The sequence below is a fragment of the Lacibacter cauensis genome (assembly GCF_007830055.1).
Lineage (GTDB): Bacteria > Bacteroidota > Bacteroidia > Chitinophagales > Chitinophagaceae > Lacibacter > Lacibacter cauensis.
In genome coordinates this window covers 615,602-631,814 of record NZ_VLLE01000003.1, presented here as the reverse complement: position 1 = coordinate 631,814, position 16,213 = coordinate 615,602, and the positions used below count along the sequence as shown (strand labels likewise).

Sequence of the window (16,213 nt, the reverse complement as noted above, 5' to 3'; positions counted from 1 at the left end):
AAAGGTAAGTTAAACCACAGCACTGCGGATTGCCTGTATGAAGAAAGTCAAGTATTTCTATAATACCAATACCCTCCGGTACGAAAAACTGGTTACGCCCCTGCGTGTAAAGTTGTTGCGTGTGTTCAGTTTCCTGGCTGCTGTTTCTGTGGCGGGTTTTCTGTTTATGCAAATATCGTATCGTTATTTTCCCTCTGCTAACGAGCAGAAACTGCACAGGGAGAATAACCGCCTGCGTGAAAACTACAGCATCCTCAACGAAGAAATTAAACGTATGAACCAGACGCTGAAAGAAATTGAGAAGCGTGATAACCAGGTTTACCGTTCAATTTTTGAAGCCAACCCTTTACCCGACAGTGCACGTGCAAAAATGATTGAAAAGCAGGCCGAGGACAGAATGATTGCAAGTTTGAGTGAAGATGAACTCAATACCTCCATTCTGCAACAGATAAATACTCTGCGTAACAGACTATATGCGCAAACTGTTTCGTTTACGGCTATTGAAGGCATGGTGAAAAATAAAGAAGCACTGCTTGCTGCGACACCTGCTATACAACCCGTAAGCAATAAAGAACTTTCCAGACTGGCATCGGGCTTTGGTTACCGTATTGACCCTGTTTATAAAACCACCAAGTTTCATGCAGGGCTTGATTTTGCTGCACCACAAGGCACACCTATTTATGCAACTGCCGATGGAACCGTAACTCTGGCCGGCAATACCGGTAATGGTTACGGTAATCATGTGGTGATTAATCATGGGTATGGTTACGAAACATTGTACGGCCACATGGTGCGTGTAAAAGCACGCAACGGACAAAAAATACGCAGAGGTGAAGTCATTGGCTGGGTGGGCAGCACCGGAAAAAGTACAGGTCCGCACCTCCACTACGAAGTACATAAAAACGGAAGAGATCTCGACCCCATCTATTTCTTCTATAACGATCTTTCGCCCGAAGAATTTGACCGTATGCTGAAAATTGCAGCAACGGGTAACCAGAGTTTTGATTAAGAAAGCAAGCGGTGAATGATAAGTAGCCCGTATTTACAAATGGCTAACAACTTAGGGCTACAGGCTATCGGCTGAAACACTATTTTTGCTGAAACTACATTCCACTGGCAATTCAATCGCAAATATCATTTGATTTTGATTTTACGCCCAAGGACGACGACATGCCGAAAGCAGCACCACGTCGTGGACGTAAGCCATTGAACAAACCACCCAAGCCCAAACAAAAACGTGGCCGCAAGAGTTTGAAAGAACCGGTTGATGAAACAATGTTTGTGGAGCTTCCTTCGGATGAAGAGCTAAGCAAAAAATTGTACTACAGTATTGGCGAAGTGTGCGATATGTTCCAGATCAATCCTTCATCTATACGGCACTGGGAAACGGAATTTACTTTTTTAAAACCCAGAAAGAATAAAAAAGGAGATCGCTTTTTTAATGCAACGGAATTAAAAAAAGTGCATCTTATCTACTACCTGTTGCGGTATAAAAAATACAGTATTGAAGCGGCAAAGGATTATCTGAAAAAACACAAGACCGAAACCGATACACGCTTTGAACTGGTGAAAAGCCTGCAACAGATCAAACAATTTCTGTTAACGATCAAAGCCGACCTTTAATTGACAATACAAACACTCGTATGAAATTTTTATTTGCTGTTCTGTTGCTTACAACATCGCTCCAATTATCTGCACAGGTACAATACGAAACATCAAAAGATCCGGAGAATGGTTTAAAAACATTGAAAGGGATTCTGAGTCCCGAAATTCTTCAGAACGATGAAGCCTTTACCTGGATGAAGAACGACATCAGCTGGTATAAACCCAATGCTGATTGTGTAGCTAATCTTACTGCAGTAAAAGACACGGTACAGTTTATTGTATTCATCGGCACCTGGTGCGAAGATTCGCACAATGTGTATCCGCAGTTTTTAAAACTACTCAACCAAGTTGGCTTTGATAAGAAACGATTAACCATTGTTGGTGTAGACCGTAATAAAACCACACTTGGTTCTTTATGCCAGGCATTGAATGTTACCAAAGCTCCTACTATTCTTGTATTGAAAGCCGGAAAAGAAATTGGCCGTGTAGAAGAATACGGCAAATACGGTGTGTACGATAAAGAATTAGCTGAAGTGCTGGCGAAAGCAAAATAATTATTCTGCCTGCCGTAATGCTGCATGTTCTATCTGCAGCGTTTTCATAATACTGATGAGCTCGATATTGATGGTTTGTTTCAGTTCCTGGAACACGTTAAAATCAATCACTGCTGTAAAATAATCTACCTGCAAATTAATTGCCTTCGAACCAATCTCAGTTACGTAAGCTGTACCCGATTCAATTAGCTCATGCTGCTCCAGTAACTGTCCTGCTTTTTGCTGCAACTGCATTAACTGCTGGGCAGTTGTATCAACCCGCAGCTCCAGTTTTATTTCGGCCTTCCGTTGCGTACGTAACGAAAGATTATCGAGAATGCTATCCACCATTTTTTTGTTAGGCATTGTAACAAATGTTTTCTGATCGGTACGTATGCGTGTACTCCGCAAACCAATTTTCTCAACGGTACCGGTAATACTTTCCACTTTCACCAAATCGCCTAATGTAAATGGCTTGTCGAAAAAGATAATAAAGGATGCAATAAGATTCTCGAGGCTTTCTTTTGTAGCCAATGCAATGGCTGCAGTAACAATGCTGAGTCCTGTAATGAGGTTCGATACATCAAACTTCAATACAAATTTCGAAAACATAATTACACCTATAATAAGAGCAATGGCTTTAAAAAAATCACGAAAGAAAACCACCAGCTGGTTATCGGCCTGGTCTTCTGTTTGATCGGCTTTAGCCTTAAGTACCAATGCCAGAAAATCGATAAAGCGGCGCAGCAAACGAATGAAGAGAATAACAAGGATTGCTTTGCCCGTTGCTTCAATAACTTCCTTGGATGTTATTTTGTACAACTCAATCTCCAACACTTTAGGAAAGTTGAGTTTGTGAAATGAAAATATCACCACCAACCATACCACAAACCATTCCATCGGTATCAGCACCAATGCAATAAACTGCTCACGGCTCACATACTTTTTTGCACCTGGAAAAAAGCCATACAGCAAGCCACATAAAAAGCGAGACACAATTCCTTTCAGCAAATACATGGCCAGCAGAATACCTGCTATCCATAAATAACTGATGAGCGGATTATCTAAAATAATTGTATGGAGAAATTCAGACATACGCAAAAATACAAACTGCGTTCGTGTAAGAAACTTTAAAACGTAAAATGCTCTATACGATCGGTCTTTAATACATAAAAATGGCCGGGGCGTATCACCGCTTTTTGAATTTGCGTAACAGGCACAGGCAGCGTTAACCGCTTTTCGGTAAACGTACCGGTGGTGTATGCAATCAGCGATTGCTTTTCGATACCGATGATTGTTTTACCTACTACTGTTACATTGCTGAGCCCTGTGTACGATAGCTTGGTTTTAAACGTACCGTAAATATCAAACACGTACATTCCTTTTTCCGGATCGTAGAGATACACAAAACCATCCTGGTCGAAAATTTGTGTTGGTGCAGGTGCTTCATCGAAAATCATTCTAAAGTCCACTGTTTCGCTCAGTACTTTTCCATCTTCCCCTATCTTTTTCAATTTACTTTGCTGCTCATCGTACACCCAAATGTTGTTATCGTAACTCTGCGCAATGGCTTTTACCTGGAAGATGTTTTGTTTACGCAGATCAATTGTATTGACATTGTTAAGAAAGCGGTCGAGCACAACAACGGTTGCAAAATTTTTATAGTAGAGCAACAACTTCAATGGATTGGATGCATCAATAGAATGCAGTTTTCCATAACGGCGTACATCATTGAACACACCAACTGAATCGCCGTTTGCCGTCAGCTTTTTTAATTGATTGTTTTTCGACAGCAGCAAGTAGTTACCCAGATTATCAACTGTAAAATCGGTATACTCTCCTTCAATGGATTTAGCTTCAGTAAATGCTGCTTGCTGCGCTGCCACAGACAATATCCCAAACAGGCATAGTAAGAAGAGTAGTTGTTTGCTCATTTATTTATAATAGTTCAGTTCGAGGTTTTGTCCATCGAACGATGCGTAGCTGAAATAACGAATCCAATCGCCGAGGTTAATATAACGGCTTTCCGTATTCAGACGAAAATCGATAGGCAGATGTCTATGCCCGAACACAAAAAAATCAAACTTTTTTTGCTGCAACACTTCTTTGCAATAAATGATGAGCCACTCGTTGTCTTCGCCCAAAAACTTTTCTTCGGTTAAACCTGTTTGTGCACGGCTTCGTCTGCTAAGATAATTGGCCAGCCCAACACCTACCACGGGCGGCAAAATACCAAACAGCCACTGGCATGCAGGGTTGCGAAACACTTTCTTCAGCATTTTATAGCCATGATCGCCGGGCCCCAGCCCATCGCCATGACCCACTAAAAACTGCTTACCATTATATTCAAATTCCTTGGGTTCGTAATACACCGGAATATTCAGCTCAGTCTGCAGATAATCTTTCATCCACATATCATGATTGCCTACAAAAAAATGAACGGCAATACCTGCATCAGTGATCTCTGCTAGTTTGCCTAACAGCCTTACAAACCCTTTGGGAACTACTGTGCGATATTCGTACCAGAAATCAAACATGTCGCCCACAATAAAAATAACAGCGGCATCTTTTTTTATTTCATCCAGAAACTGTACGATCTTTTTTTCACGAACAAGGCTTTGTTCATAGTTGGGTGCCCCCAAATGAAAGTCGGAAAGAAAATATATTTTTTTGCCTTCGGGAATTTGCATCAAACAAATATAAAGAAGCTCTGCAACACCATTGTTTATTTCGCTTTGCTGCGCTGGTATTCCAGCACATCACCGCTTTCAATTACAGGCTTATCTGTTACATCGCATTTATACCAATAGATCCAGGCAGTAAACTCACCCTTATCGGTATAAACAGTTGTTGCTGTTCGTTCATATAACTGTTCTTCACCTTCTTCGGGGTGGACACCTTCGTAATCATCCAGCTGAGCCATTGCCCAACCAAATTCTTCAGCAGAGTTTGCCTGATATAACTCACCAACAATATATGCTTCATCTGTTGTGGGCAAAGCAGCAGGATACTCTCCCAAATCGTAGAGCTTTCCTTTAACTTTTCCATCGGCTACTTTCGTAAAATAAGGTGCGATGTATTGAAATGCCGGACCGGGAAATCCGCTGCGCAAGCTTCCGTAAACAAACAGTAAATGAAGGGCATTGTTCATGCCTTAAAGATACATGTGTTAAGGCACAAGAAAGAAAAATCCAAAGTCCAATTTACCAATGAAAGAATAGAAAAAAGTTCAGGAAAGAAAATAAAAAGCCGAGGTCAAATGCCGAAATCCCAATTACCAATTCCTCATTTACCCTTCAATCAAAAACACAAACACTTCTTTAGGTCCATGCACACCTACCACCAATGTTTTTTCAATATCGGCAGTGCGGCTGGGGCCTGTTGCAAAACTGATGAAGGAAGGAAGCTGACCCTGGTATTTTTCACGCAGTACCTGTATTGCATCTTTTAAATCGTACACTAACTGGCTGGTATACGCAATGCAGATGTGTACAGGCGCATACACACTGGTGGTACGGCCGCTTTCGTTTGCTGTGCTTAGTACCATTGTTCCGGTACGGCTTACAAGTAACTCACAGGTAGTAAAACTTACATCACTGTCTGCAAGGTTATCGTGAAAGTTAATAGGAATTTTGAGCTGCTTAAATATTTGCTGCAGTTTTTGCTCACGGCAAACCACTTTATCCCATTTACGTGCAGCTGCCAGTTGCAATAATTGTTCGGCCATATCTTTTTCATCGGCACAAAACACAAACTTGCCTTGCAGCTTGGTAAACTCCTGGGCAAACTGTACAGCCATATCATCAACCGGTGGTTGAAATACGCTGTTGTTGCCTTCGCTTTGAGGAAAAGGAACAGGCACCGGATGACTCAGTGCCTGTCTTATTTTTTTAAGAATGTTTTCTTTTGATGCAGATACACTCATAACTTACTTATGCAGGAAGTGGTGTAATAGTTGGACCATTGTTCGATGCATCATTGCTACCTGTTGTGTGCGAAGCTGTATCATCTTCTTCTAACAGCTTTTTATGCTCGAACGGACGCTTACCAATTAAAGCCTCTACATCGCTCTGGAACAATACTTCTTTTTCAAGTAATGCTTTCGCAAGTTTTTCTACCTCTTCCTTTTTATCAGTTAAGAGGTTTTTGGTACGTAAATACGCCTGCTCAATTAACTTTCGTACTTCATCATCAATCATTTCTGCAGTGCGTTCGCTGTACGGCTTGGTAAATGTTTGATCCTGATTTGGATCGTAGTAGCTAATGTTACCCAACTTATCATTCATACCATAAACGGTAATCATAGAGTAAGCAATTTTGGTAATCTGCTGCAGATCGTTACTTGCTCCTGTCGAAATTTTTCCGAAGAAAATATCTTCACTTGCACGGCCACCAAGCGTCATACAAATCTGGTCGTTCAGCTGCTCAATATTATAGAGATACTGTTCCTTTGGTGTATACTGTGCATAACCTAATGCAGCCGTACCACGTGGCACAATGGTTACTTTTAATAACGGATACGCATGCTCCAGGAACCAACCGCAAATGGCATGGCCTGCTTCGTGGTAGGCAATGATCTCTTTCTCCTCAGGACTGATGAGTTTGTTTTTCTTTTCCAAACCGCCAATTACACGATCAATTGCATCCTGAAAATCGCTCATATCAACTGCCGCTTTTCCTTTACGTGCAGCAATCAACGCCGCTTCATTACAAACGTTGGCAATATCTGCACCGGCAAAGCCTGGTGTCTGTTCAGCCAGTTTATGAATATCGAGTGTTTCAGAAATTTTAATTGGCTTCAGATGCACATTAAAGATTTGCTCACGACCTTTCACATCGGGACGATCAATAGAAATCTGGCGATCGAAACGACCGGGACGTAATAAGGCTGAATCCAATACATCGGGGCGGTTGGTAGCGGCAAGGATGATGATACCGGTATCACCACCAAAACCATCCATTTCAACCAGCAACTGGTTCAATGTATTTTCACGCTCATCGTTACTAACAATAGCATTACGGCCACGTGCACGACCAATTGCATCAATCTCATCAATAAAAATTACACATGGCGCTTTTTCTCTTGCCTGCTTAAACAAATCACGCACACGGCTTGCACCAACGCCTACAAACATTTCCACAAAATCGGAACCACTGATGCTGAAGAAAGGCACTTGTGCTTCACCTGCCATTGCTTTTGCTAATAATGTTTTACCTGTACCCGGAGGGCCAACCAACAATGCACCTTTTGGAATTTTACCACCGAGTGCTGTATACTTTTTGGGATTCTTCAGAAAATCAACAATCTCCATTACTTCCACTTTGGCTTCATCCAAACCGGCAACATCCTGGAAGGTTACGTTCACCTTTGTTCCTTTTTCGAACAATTGTGCACGTGATTTGCCAATGTTGAAGATGCCACCACCACCGGGGCCTGCACCGCCGCCACTGTTCATTTTACGCATCAGCAATACCCATAAACCAATCAATACAAGAATAGGTAAGAGTAAACTTATGAGCGGGCTTATCCAATTCTCTTCTTCATCGTAATCGATGCTTGGCTTGCCTGTTACTGCCGCATGCTCATCAATAATTTTATTAATGCGTTCAGAGAACGATTTTCCGTCGGCGATAGAGAAGTACAAATGCGGACCTACGTTCTTATTTAGTTTCGCTTTAGCCGAAAACTTTTTTGCAATTGCAGGATCATTAAATGCTTCGGGCTTTAATGTTACACGTACTTCGCCTTTGTTACGGATAACTTTCAACTCTTTTACATAGCCCTTCATCAGCATACTGTCTTCAAAAACAGTTTGCGACGTTTCAACAGTTGAAGGCGTAATTCCTTTAAACAGATTGAAGCCGATTAATACAGCTGCGATTAAAGCATACAGCCAATAAATATTAAAACGAAACGGTTTCCGACCGTCGCCCTTTTCGCCATTATTTTCCGGGTTATTTCCTTGATTCAAGCTCATCTTCTTATTTTTTTCCCTTCATTCAGGAGTTCAGATAGTATTACAATTAAGTGAATAAAAGTTTCGGGTAAATGTTGTTATTTTTTTGGTAACGATTTGTTATGATTCATGATCGGCTTCTGCAGCATCGCTCCACATTTCTTCCAAACGGTAAAACTTACGTGTCTCGGGTTGAAAAATATGTACAACAACATTTATATAATCTACTAAAACCCATTGCAGCCCTGTTCTTCCTTCGCTGCGGTATGGCTTTTCGCCACACTCCTGCTCAACAAGATATTCTACATGATCAGCAATTGCCTTTACCTGTGTGGTGCTGGTAGCATCACATATGATAAAGAAATCAGATACAGCTTCGGGAATTTTTCGTAAGTCGAGGCTAACAATATGCTCACCCTTTTTTTCCTGGATAGCCCGTAAGATTGTTTTAAATAATTTGCTGTTTCGGTTAATGCGTGCAGGGGTGCTTTTAGATCCTTTGCTCCGGTCATTTAACAGAGATAATGTATTCAATCGCTTGTGGGTTTAATGAATAATTCTTTTTGCTATGACGCCCGATCACAGCATTTTACTTTTAATTTGTTCAAAATTAGTCAATCTTCATCAACCTTGTCGCCTAAAAAATCAAATTACAACTGGATTGAACTGGACGCTGTAGACAGCACCAACAACTATGCCATGGGGCTTGTACATGCAGGAACGGCACAACACGGAACGGTGGTGCTGGCACATCACCAAACCAAGGGAAAAGGGCAACGGGGAAAAGTATGGGCAACCGAACCTGGCGCTAACCTCAGCTTTTCCATTGTGGTAAAACCCGGTTTACTCATTAATCAGGCTTTTCAGCTGTTGGCAACAGTGGCCGTAACGGTGCGTAACGAATTGGAAATGTATATTGGCGACGAAGCATCCATTAAATGGCCAAACGACCTGTATTGGCGTGACAGAAAGACAGGAGGCATTCTCATTGAAAATGTGCTAAGAGGTAAAGATTGGCAATGGGCCATCATTGGCATCGGCATCAATATCAATCAAACCAGTTTCGGCGATCTCAAAAATCCGGTATCCATTAAACAGATAACCGGTAAGCAAACCGATGTAACGGCTTTTGCAAAACAGCTGCATACGGCAATCCTCAACGCCTTGATGCAATTAAAAGAAACCGGGTTTACTTCGTTTTTTGATGATTACAATCAGCACTTGTTTCGCCGGAACGAAGTAGTGCGGCTGAAAAAGGAAACACGCATTCTGCATACCCGCATAAACGGAGTGAACTTGCAAGGCCAGTTAAGCACCGGAATTGAAACAGAAGAATACTTTGCTTTTGGCGAAGTGGAATGGCTGCTGTAAGATTTATCTTTTTTTTAAATAGTTCCGTATGTCCGAAGCCTAACGGATGTTACCTTTGCGGCACGAAAAAATAAACACATGAAAATTGCTGTAGCTAAAGGCGATGGAATTGGTCCGGAAATAATGGATGCCGTTTTATCAATTTTTAATGCCAACAAAGTACCCCTGGAATATGAAATTGTAGAGATGGGCAAATGGGTGTTCGACAAAGGCTTTAATAATGGTATGACACCTGAAGCGAAGCAAACCATTGAAAGTTTAGGCTTACTTTTTAAAGGCCCCATGGAAACCCCAAAGGGCAAGGGCGTAAAAAGTATTAATGTAACCGCCCGTAAAACATGGAACACCTATGCCAACAAGCGTGATTTCCAAACTTTGCATGGTGTAGATACAGTTTTCAGCAAAGCAGGTATTCCTATTAACATTACTGTTGTGCGTGAAAATATTGAAGATACTTATGGTGGTATTGAGCACATGCTTACGCATGATGTAGCTTTAAGCCGCCGTTTTATTACCCGCCCCGGCAGTATGCAGGTGATCCGATATGCGTTTGAAATGGCCCGCCAGAAAAATGCAAAGCGTATTACGTGCGGACACAAAGCCAACATTATGAAAATAACCGACGGGTTGTTTTTAGAATGTTTTTATGAAGTGGCAAAAGAATATCCTGATCTGAAAGCGGACGATATTATTGTGGATGATTTGTGTATGAAGCTGGTTACACGCCCCGATCTGTTTGATGTGGTGGTGCTTACCAATTTGCAGGGTGATATTGTGAGTGATCTTTGTGCAGGTTTGGTTGGTGGTTTAGGTTTTGCACCCAGTGCAAACATCGGCGATCATATTTCTATTTTTGAAGCAGTGCATGGTACAGCACCGGATATTGCGGGAAAGAATATTGCAAACCCAACAGCTTTGTTATTAAGCGGTTTGGCTATGCTTCGCCATGTAGGGTTAACTGAAAACGCAGCGATCATTGAAAACGCTTTACTCTATACATTAGAAAGCGGAGTACACACCGGCGACTTTGGCGACAAGAGCAAAGCAAGTGTGAACACAACCGAGTTTGCAAACGCCATCATCAACAATTTTGGTAAGAAGCCGCAAAACGGTGGTAAAGAAATTGTACCCAACAAACCAGGAACCCCAACACCTTTGAAACTGCAATCGAACTCGATGATGGTGTCACACGAAGGTGAAGCTGAAACCATTGTTGGTGTAGATCTGTTTATTGAAAGTGATGAACAACCCGCTGCCATTGCAGAAAAATGCCAGCGACACGCAGGTGTTAAGTTTAAGCTGGTGAACATCAGTAACCGTGGTACACAGGTGTGGCCAACAGGTTCTGTTTACACCAACCTGGTAAACCAGTACAACGTACGTTTCGAAAGTATTGAAGATTACCCGCTGAACCAGCAGGATGTAATTGGTTTGTATGTGAGCATGAGCGGTAACTTCAAAATCTGTTCGTTTGAATTACTGAACATGTGGGGCGATAAAAAAGCGTACAGTTTAGCGCAGGGACAATAATCGAATACCTACTCATAAACGAAAAGCGCTTCAGCATTGAAGCGCTTTTCGTTTTTACCCATTTATATAAAAAAAGACTTGTAGTAAAAGTGCGCCTTTAGAACGAACACGCACAGGCACACTTGAGCAATAGGCATTTTTATAATAGCTTAATTATTTAGAGCACCAGCATCAATCCAGCAAATAATTGAATTCTTTTGTGCTGTAGTGATTGTTCCCGACTTGGGCATAGCGCCGCTGATAATGGCAGCACGTATTTGAACTTTCGCTGCACTGATTTGCGCATAGGTTGTTAACGGACCAGGGCCGTTAGACGAGCCTGCTGCATGACAGGACGAAATAGCACAAGATGATGAGATAATAGGTGCAACATTAGCCGAAAACTGAATAGCAGCGCCATTACAATCAGGTGTAAAGGGAGTTGATCCTCCTCCACCTGTTGAACCGCCGGTTCCTGAACTACTCTTTTTGCAAGCCACAATAAACAATGCTGAACACAGAATGAGAATAGCTGATAATTGTTTCATTACGCCGGAAATTATTTCATGAAAGTTATGTAAATAACAGACGCAGGGACACTCTTTCTATCTGAACCGGTATTTTCAGTGTTTAAACAGGCATTGTTTTTTACCTGCTTAAAAGAGGAGTTATTGCTTTACCAGATCCAATATTTGCTGGGCGTGATTTTTTGAATCAACTTTTGAAATAACTGCTGCAATGATGCCCTTTTCGTTAATTACGAAAGTGGTACGCACCAAACCATCGTAAATTTTGCCCATGAACTGTTTCTTGCCCCAAACATCGTATGCATTAATAATGGCATGGTCTACATCAGCAATCAAACGAAACGGTAACGTATTACGCTCTTCAAATTTCTTATGCTTGTTTACATCGTCTTCGCTTACACCAATAATTTCGTAGCCTTCTTTTTGAAGTAGTGAAAAATTATCACGGAGGTTACAAGCCTGTACAGTACAGGTAGGTGTAAGATCCTGCGGATAGAAATACAGAATAATCTTTTTTCCTTTGTAGTTGGCAGATGAAACGGGTTTACCATCCTGATCGATGCCTTTAAAAACAGGTGCTTTATCGCCCGCTTTTAACTTGGTAACGTAGTTCTTAAATGGTTCTTTTTTGATTGCCTTTTTTGTTGCTGACTTTGTTGCTGCTTTCTTTACTGATTTTGCTGCTGCTTTTTTAACTGCGGCTTTCTTCTTCGTTGCCATTGCTCGTAAACTGTTTTGATAGAAACACGGATTTGAATGATTTGTTCATTTGAAACTCACTGAACAAATCCGGTTTATTTTCTCGTAAAACGGATGATGCGTTCCGTTACATTGCCTGCTTCGTCCTCCACTCTCAACTTTAACTCATGATCACCAATAGGACAATACTCATCTGTTTTGTAACGAAACACCGGACCTAAACCGGCGAACATTAACCACTGTCCGTCGAGTTCTGCACGAAAACTGTAAATGGCTTTTTTATTATCTGCAACTGTAACCGTAATGGGCGACCCTGCAACCACTGTTCCGCCATCGGTAACACCTGCAACGGTAATTGTTGGCGGCACTTCATCAACCTCTAACCAAAACTCACCAAAGTCACGACTCTTTGCTTCGTACCAGCCTTTTACCAGTGTTGCACGTTCAACCACCACTTTTCCTTTTGTATTATGAATCATAATAACACGGTTGCGTGCACTTGCCGGAATTTCTTTGTTCGGCTTTATTCGAAACATCATGGAGTCGTGCACCGGAACGGTTGGCGAATGCATGACATGAATGTTAGAAAAGGCAGTGGCACTTGTTTTATAGTTGTACACCAACCGGAATGCATCGTAAAAACTTTTTTCACTGCTCACCATCTGCACATCGCCTTGTTCAAAAATATTGATCTGGTTAGGCAACATATACCGACTGTCCTTCTGCACATTTGTAGCAGCACTTGTCCATGCCGAACGCTTCAATTGAAAACGAACTGTTGAAGCATTATTATTTGCATCTTTTACTACAATCTTCACCTGGTGTGTTGTGGTATCATCCAAATGAATCAGTCCATCATCCTTTTTAAAATAAATCGGTAACCGATCGCCAGGCAATGGAGAAATATGCTGATAGTAAGAACCTCCATTTGCTTTAATGCGATAATCGATATGTGCATTAAGATAACGTGTTTGCAAATAATCAATCCCATCTACCCGAAAACCGCTGATGGCTTCTTCATCCACGTACACAAGTGCTTCAAAAATACCATTGGCATTGGGCACACCTGTAACACGATCGGTAGCAACAATAGCAAACGATACTGCTTCGCTGTTCACTGTAATTGTTCCTCCCGGTACGCTATAACCTCCTGCCGCCCTTGAAAGCATCAGTGTTTTAGGTGTTTGCTCATACGTACTTTTTGTACGATCATACACGGCCAGCTTGGTAATATCTGGCGGGGTTACATCATATACACGATGAAATAACAATGCGTTCAAACAGGCATCATCCTCGGTGCGGCGGATTTCATAATGCACATGCGGACCTGCAGATGCGCCGGTGTTGCCGCTATATGCTAAAAACTCTCCTTTCTTTACCGGAAACTGATTTTTTGCAAACTCCACATCGCCCTTCCAGCTTTCTTTCACATACTGTCCTTCTTTCATTGCCTGCAACACTTTTGTGGGGAAGGTATTCATGTGGCAATACAAGGAGGTGTACCCATTGGGGTGGCTTACATAAATTGCATTACCAAAACCGTTGGGATCAACTTTAACTTTCGAAATCCATCCATCGGCCGGTGCATAAACGGGCAGGTTTTCTCTGCGGAGTGTAAACAGATCCAACCCCATGTGAAAATGGTTCGGACGCATTTCGCCAAAGTTCGCATTCAGCTTCAGTGGTATATCCAACGGATACCGGAAGTAATTGGTTGGATAGTTGTGCTCAGGAAAAAGCTGTGCCTTTGCAGTATGAATAATGAACAATAAAAAACAAGAAGTAAAAACATGTTTGAGCATGCGGCAAAAATAGGAAGATGAGCGAAAGTGTTTGCCCCTTACAGACGATGCAGTATTAACAATGGGTTGCAGATTGTTGATAACAGGCTACTACTTTAATTTCAACATCCCGTTTATTTTACTGCATCATGTAAACAGATAACGAAAAGCACAGTAACAACGAGTGCAACCTGACCATCCCCTCTTGGGAGGGGTTAGCAAAATGTTACACATAGGACAGATGATTTGGGTGGGTCTGTTGATGGCTTTACTGTTGCACAAGAGTGCGACGCCCATGCAGCCCAACAGAATTCCTAACGACCGTTACCAAAAAAACCTTGAAAATCGGTTGAAATTTCACGCTCAGGTTAACGCTCAATCCAATACTTTTGCAGCCAAATTCTCCCCATGCCAAAAGATAATTCGATAAAAAGTGTGCTGATTGTAGGCAGCGGCCCCATTGTGATTGGCCAGGCCTGTGAGTTTGATTATTCGGGTTCGCAAGCAGCCCGCAGCCTTCGTGAAGAAGGAATTGAAGTGATCCTCATCAACAGTAACCCCGCCACCATTATGACCGACCCCATGATGGCTGACCGTGTGTACCTGTTGCCGCTTACGGTTGAAAGTATTGAACAGATACTGGAGGAAAACCCGCAGATTGATGCAGTGTTGCCAACCATGGGCGGACAAACAGCCCTGAACCTTTGTAAAGAGGCTGATGAGCTGGGTGTTTGGGAAAAGAACAATGTGCGGATGATTGGTGTGGATGTAAAAGCAATTGATACTGCCGAAGACCGTGAAAAGTTTCGTCAGCTGATGATTGAAATTGGGGTGGGTGTTGCGCCTTCAAAAGTGGCTAACTCATTGCTGGAAGGAAAAGAATTTGCACAGGAAATCGGTATTCCATTGGTGATTCGTCCGTCGTTTACGCTGGGTGGAACCGGTGGCGGTTTTGTCAATACCAAAGAAGAACTGGATGCCGCACTTGAAAGAGGTTTGCAGGCCAGCCCGATACACGAAGTGCTGGTGGAGAAAGCGCTGATTGGCTGGAAAGAATATGAACTTGAACTGCTGCGTGATAAGAACGACAACGTTGTTATTATTTGTACAGTAGAGAACTTCGACCCGATGGGTGTGCATACCGGTGACAGTATTACGGTTGCTCCGGCGATGACGCTGAGCGATACAGCTTTCCAGAACATGCGTAACATGGCGATTAAGATGATGCGCAGCCTCGGCAACTTTGCCGGTGGTTGTAACGTACAGTTCGCTTTAAACCCGGAGAACGAAGAAATTATTTCAGTGGAGATCAATCCACGTGTAAGCCGTTCTTCTGCGTTGGCAAGTAAAGCAACCGGTTATCCGATTGCGAAGATTGCTGCAAAGCTGGCGATTGGTTATACGTTGGATGAATTGAAAAACCAGATCACACAAACGACTTCTGCCTACTTTGAGCCTGCATTGGACTATGTAATTGTGAAGATGCCACGTTGGAACTTCGACAAGTTTAAAGGTGCTGATGACCGTTTAGGTTTACAGATGAAGAGTGTGGGTGAAGTGATGAGCATTGGCCGCAGCTTTACGGAAGCGGTGCAAAAAGCTTGTCAAAGTTTAGAGAACAATGCAGTTGGCTTGGGCTACTACGGACAAAGTGTAAAACATGCCGAAGAGCTGATTGAATACATCAAGGTGCCGAAATGGGATCGCATTTTCCGAATTAAAGATGCGTTGATGGCCGGTGTTAGTGTGAAGACGATTGTTGAGGCAACCAAGATCGACCGTTGGTTCATTTACCAGATCCAGGATATTGTAAACATGGAAAAAGAACTGGCGAAACACGATATGCAATCGCTGCCTAAAGAATTACTGAAAGAAGCAAAACGTATGGGCTTTGGCGATGAGCAGATCTGTCGCATTATGAAAGAGGATGCCAGCGAAGATGAACTCTACGAAAAACGGAAGGCATGGGGCATTACCCGTGTGTACAAAATGGTAGATACCTGCAGCGCCGAGTTTGAGGCGAAGACGCCGTATTTCTATAGTACGTTTGAGTAACTAAGAGATTGAAAAAGTGAAAAGAAATAAAGAGAGCAGCGGTTTATTCCGCTGCTTTTTTATTTACAAAAAATAGAATCACGGATAACACGGATCAAGCAGATAGGCACAGATTAAATCCGGGTTCATCCGTTCAAATCAGTGTCACCAGTGTTTCTATCGTAAACAGTTTTTAT

16 protein-coding genes are annotated in these 16,213 nt (G+C 42.2%); 6 read left to right on the top strand and 10 right to left on the bottom strand.

Annotated features, from left to right (window positions below):
* The first annotated feature begins 37 nt into the window (after nt 1-37).
* The 3 genes from IQ13_RS08020 (at nt 38) to IQ13_RS08010 (ending at nt 2,159) form a co-directional block, all read left to right on the top strand.
* On the top strand, nt 38-1,009 hold the full coding sequence (locus tag IQ13_RS08020; protein WP_144885752.1) for a M23 family metallopeptidase: 972 nt from the start codon (nt 38-40) through the stop codon (nt 1,007-1,009).
* Between the two features lie 161 nt (nt 1,010-1,170).
* Entirely contained in the window at nt 1,171-1,623 is a 453-nt protein-coding gene (locus IQ13_RS08015) for a MerR family transcriptional regulator (RefSeq protein WP_199758211.1), read from the top strand.
* A 20-nt stretch (nt 1,624-1,643) separates the two neighbouring features.
* The gene (locus tag IQ13_RS08010; RefSeq protein WP_144885750.1) at nt 1,644-2,159 is read left to right on the top strand and encodes a thioredoxin family protein; all 516 of its coding nucleotides are present in this window, start codon (nt 1,644-1,646) and stop codon (nt 2,157-2,159) included.
* Here the strand turns inward: IQ13_RS08010 and IQ13_RS08005 are convergent, their stop codons facing one another.
* The 7 genes from IQ13_RS08005 to rsfS form a co-directional block, all read right to left on the bottom strand.
* Nucleotides 2,160-3,233: a mechanosensitive ion channel family protein gene (locus IQ13_RS08005; RefSeq protein ID WP_144885748.1), complete on the bottom strand. Its 1,074-nt coding sequence runs from the start codon at nt 3,231-3,233 to the stop codon at nt 2,160-2,162.
* A gap of 35 nt (nt 3,234-3,268) precedes the next feature.
* Complete coding sequence (locus tag IQ13_RS08000; RefSeq protein WP_144885746.1) at nt 3,269-4,072, bottom strand: hypothetical protein; 804 nt, start codon at nt 4,070-4,072, stop codon at nt 3,269-3,271.
* Entirely contained in the window at nt 4,073-4,828 is a 756-nt protein-coding gene (locus IQ13_RS07995) for a UDP-2,3-diacylglucosamine diphosphatase (protein WP_144885744.1), read from the bottom strand.
* A gap of 35 nt (nt 4,829-4,863) precedes the next feature.
* Entirely contained in the window at nt 4,864-5,289 is a 426-nt protein-coding gene (locus IQ13_RS07990) for a gamma-glutamylcyclotransferase family protein (RefSeq protein WP_144885742.1), read from the bottom strand.
* 138 nt (nt 5,290-5,427) lie between these two features.
* Nucleotides 5,428-6,063 (bottom strand): LutC/YkgG family protein, encoded by a 636-nt coding sequence (locus IQ13_RS07985; protein ID WP_144885740.1) that lies wholly within the window; start codon nt 6,061-6,063, stop codon nt 5,428-5,430.
* A gap of 7 nt (nt 6,064-6,070) precedes the next feature.
* Nucleotides 6,071-8,116, bottom strand: a complete 2,046-nt coding sequence (gene ftsH / locus IQ13_RS07980; RefSeq protein WP_144885738.1) for an ATP-dependent zinc metalloprotease FtsH — start codon at nt 8,114-8,116, stop codon at nt 6,071-6,073.
* A gap of 99 nt (nt 8,117-8,215) precedes the next feature.
* Nucleotides 8,216-8,629 (bottom strand): ribosome silencing factor, encoded by a 414-nt coding sequence (gene rsfS / locus IQ13_RS07975; protein WP_144885736.1) that lies wholly within the window; start codon nt 8,627-8,629, stop codon nt 8,216-8,218.
* A gap of 66 nt (nt 8,630-8,695) precedes the next feature.
* Between rsfS and IQ13_RS07970 the strand changes: the two genes are divergently transcribed.
* Together IQ13_RS07970 and IQ13_RS07965 are read left to right on the top strand one after the other, a co-directional pair.
* Nucleotides 8,696-9,466 carry a biotin--[acetyl-CoA-carboxylase] ligase gene (locus tag IQ13_RS07970; RefSeq protein WP_158637350.1) on the top strand — a complete coding sequence of 257 codons (771 nt, stop codon included), beginning with the start codon at nt 8,696-8,698 and terminating at the stop codon, nt 9,464-9,466.
* Between the two features lie 78 nt (nt 9,467-9,544).
* Complete coding sequence (locus IQ13_RS07965; protein WP_144885732.1) at nt 9,545-10,996, top strand: NADP-dependent isocitrate dehydrogenase; 1,452 nt, start codon at nt 9,545-9,547, stop codon at nt 10,994-10,996.
* A 149-nt stretch (nt 10,997-11,145) separates the two neighbouring features.
* Here IQ13_RS07965 and IQ13_RS07960 read toward each other — a convergent pair whose 3' ends face one another.
* The 3 genes from IQ13_RS07960 to IQ13_RS07950 form a co-directional block, all read right to left on the bottom strand.
* A complete protein-coding gene (locus IQ13_RS07960; RefSeq protein WP_144885730.1) occupies nt 11,146-11,523 on the bottom strand; it encodes a hypothetical protein in 378 nt (125 codons plus the stop codon).
* Between the two features lie 120 nt (nt 11,524-11,643).
* Nucleotides 11,644-12,222 carry a thioredoxin-dependent thiol peroxidase gene (gene bcp / locus IQ13_RS07955; RefSeq protein WP_144885729.1) on the bottom strand — a complete coding sequence of 193 codons (579 nt, stop codon included), beginning with the start codon at nt 12,220-12,222 and terminating at the stop codon, nt 11,644-11,646.
* A gap of 74 nt (nt 12,223-12,296) precedes the next feature.
* The gene (locus tag IQ13_RS07950) at nt 12,297-14,003 is read right to left on the bottom strand and encodes a peptidoglycan DD-metalloendopeptidase family protein (RefSeq protein ID WP_144885727.1); all 1,707 of its coding nucleotides are present in this window, start codon (nt 14,001-14,003) and stop codon (nt 12,297-12,299) included.
* A gap of 387 nt (nt 14,004-14,390) precedes the next feature.
* Between IQ13_RS07950 and carB the strand changes: the two genes are divergently transcribed.
* Nucleotides 14,391-16,037, top strand: a complete 1,647-nt coding sequence (carB, locus tag IQ13_RS07945; protein ID WP_144885725.1) for a carbamoyl-phosphate synthase large subunit — start codon at nt 14,391-14,393, stop codon at nt 16,035-16,037.
* The last annotated feature ends 176 nt before the right edge of the window (nt 16,038-16,213 follow it).

Excerpts from the sequence above, each read along its gene's own strand:
- IQ13_RS08020 (WP_144885752.1), top strand. The coding sequence starts at position 38 with ATGAAGAAAGTCAAGTATTTCTATAATACCAATACCCTCCGGTACGAA.
- IQ13_RS08015 (WP_199758211.1), top strand. The coding sequence starts at position 1,171 with ATGCCGAAAGCAGCACCACGTCGTGGACGTAAGCCATTGAACAAACCA.
- IQ13_RS08010 (WP_144885750.1), top strand. The coding sequence starts at position 1,644 with ATGAAATTTTTATTTGCTGTTCTGTTGCTTACAACATCGCTCCAATTA.
- IQ13_RS08005 (WP_144885748.1), bottom strand. The coding sequence starts at position 3,233 with ATGTCTGAATTTCTCCATACAATTATTTTAGATAATCCGCTCATCAGT.
- IQ13_RS08000 (WP_144885746.1), bottom strand. The coding sequence starts at position 4,072 with ATGAGCAAACAACTACTCTTCTTACTATGCCTGTTTGGGATATTGTCT.
- IQ13_RS07995 (WP_144885744.1), bottom strand. The coding sequence starts at position 4,828 with ATGCAAATTCCCGAAGGCAAAAAAATATATTTTCTTTCCGACTTTCAT.
- IQ13_RS07990 (WP_144885742.1), bottom strand. The coding sequence starts at position 5,289 with ATGAACAATGCCCTTCATTTACTGTTTGTTTACGGAAGCTTGCGCAGC.
- IQ13_RS07985 (WP_144885740.1), bottom strand. The coding sequence starts at position 6,063 with ATGAGTGTATCTGCATCAAAAGAAAACATTCTTAAAAAAATAAGACAG.
- ftsH (WP_144885738.1), bottom strand. The coding sequence starts at position 8,116 with ATGAGCTTGAATCAAGGAAATAACCCGGAAAATAATGGCGAAAAGGGC.
- IQ13_RS07965 (WP_144885732.1), top strand. The coding sequence starts at position 9,545 with ATGAAAATTGCTGTAGCTAAAGGCGATGGAATTGGTCCGGAAATAATG.
- IQ13_RS07960 (WP_144885730.1), bottom strand. The coding sequence starts at position 11,523 with ATGAAACAATTATCAGCTATTCTCATTCTGTGTTCAGCATTGTTTATT.
- bcp (WP_144885729.1), bottom strand. The coding sequence starts at position 12,222 with ATGGCAACGAAGAAGAAAGCCGCAGTTAAAAAAGCAGCAGCAAAATCA.
- IQ13_RS07950 (WP_144885727.1), bottom strand. The coding sequence starts at position 14,003 with ATGCTCAAACATGTTTTTACTTCTTGTTTTTTATTGTTCATTATTCAT.
- carB (WP_144885725.1), top strand. The coding sequence starts at position 14,391 with ATGCCAAAAGATAATTCGATAAAAAGTGTGCTGATTGTAGGCAGCGGC.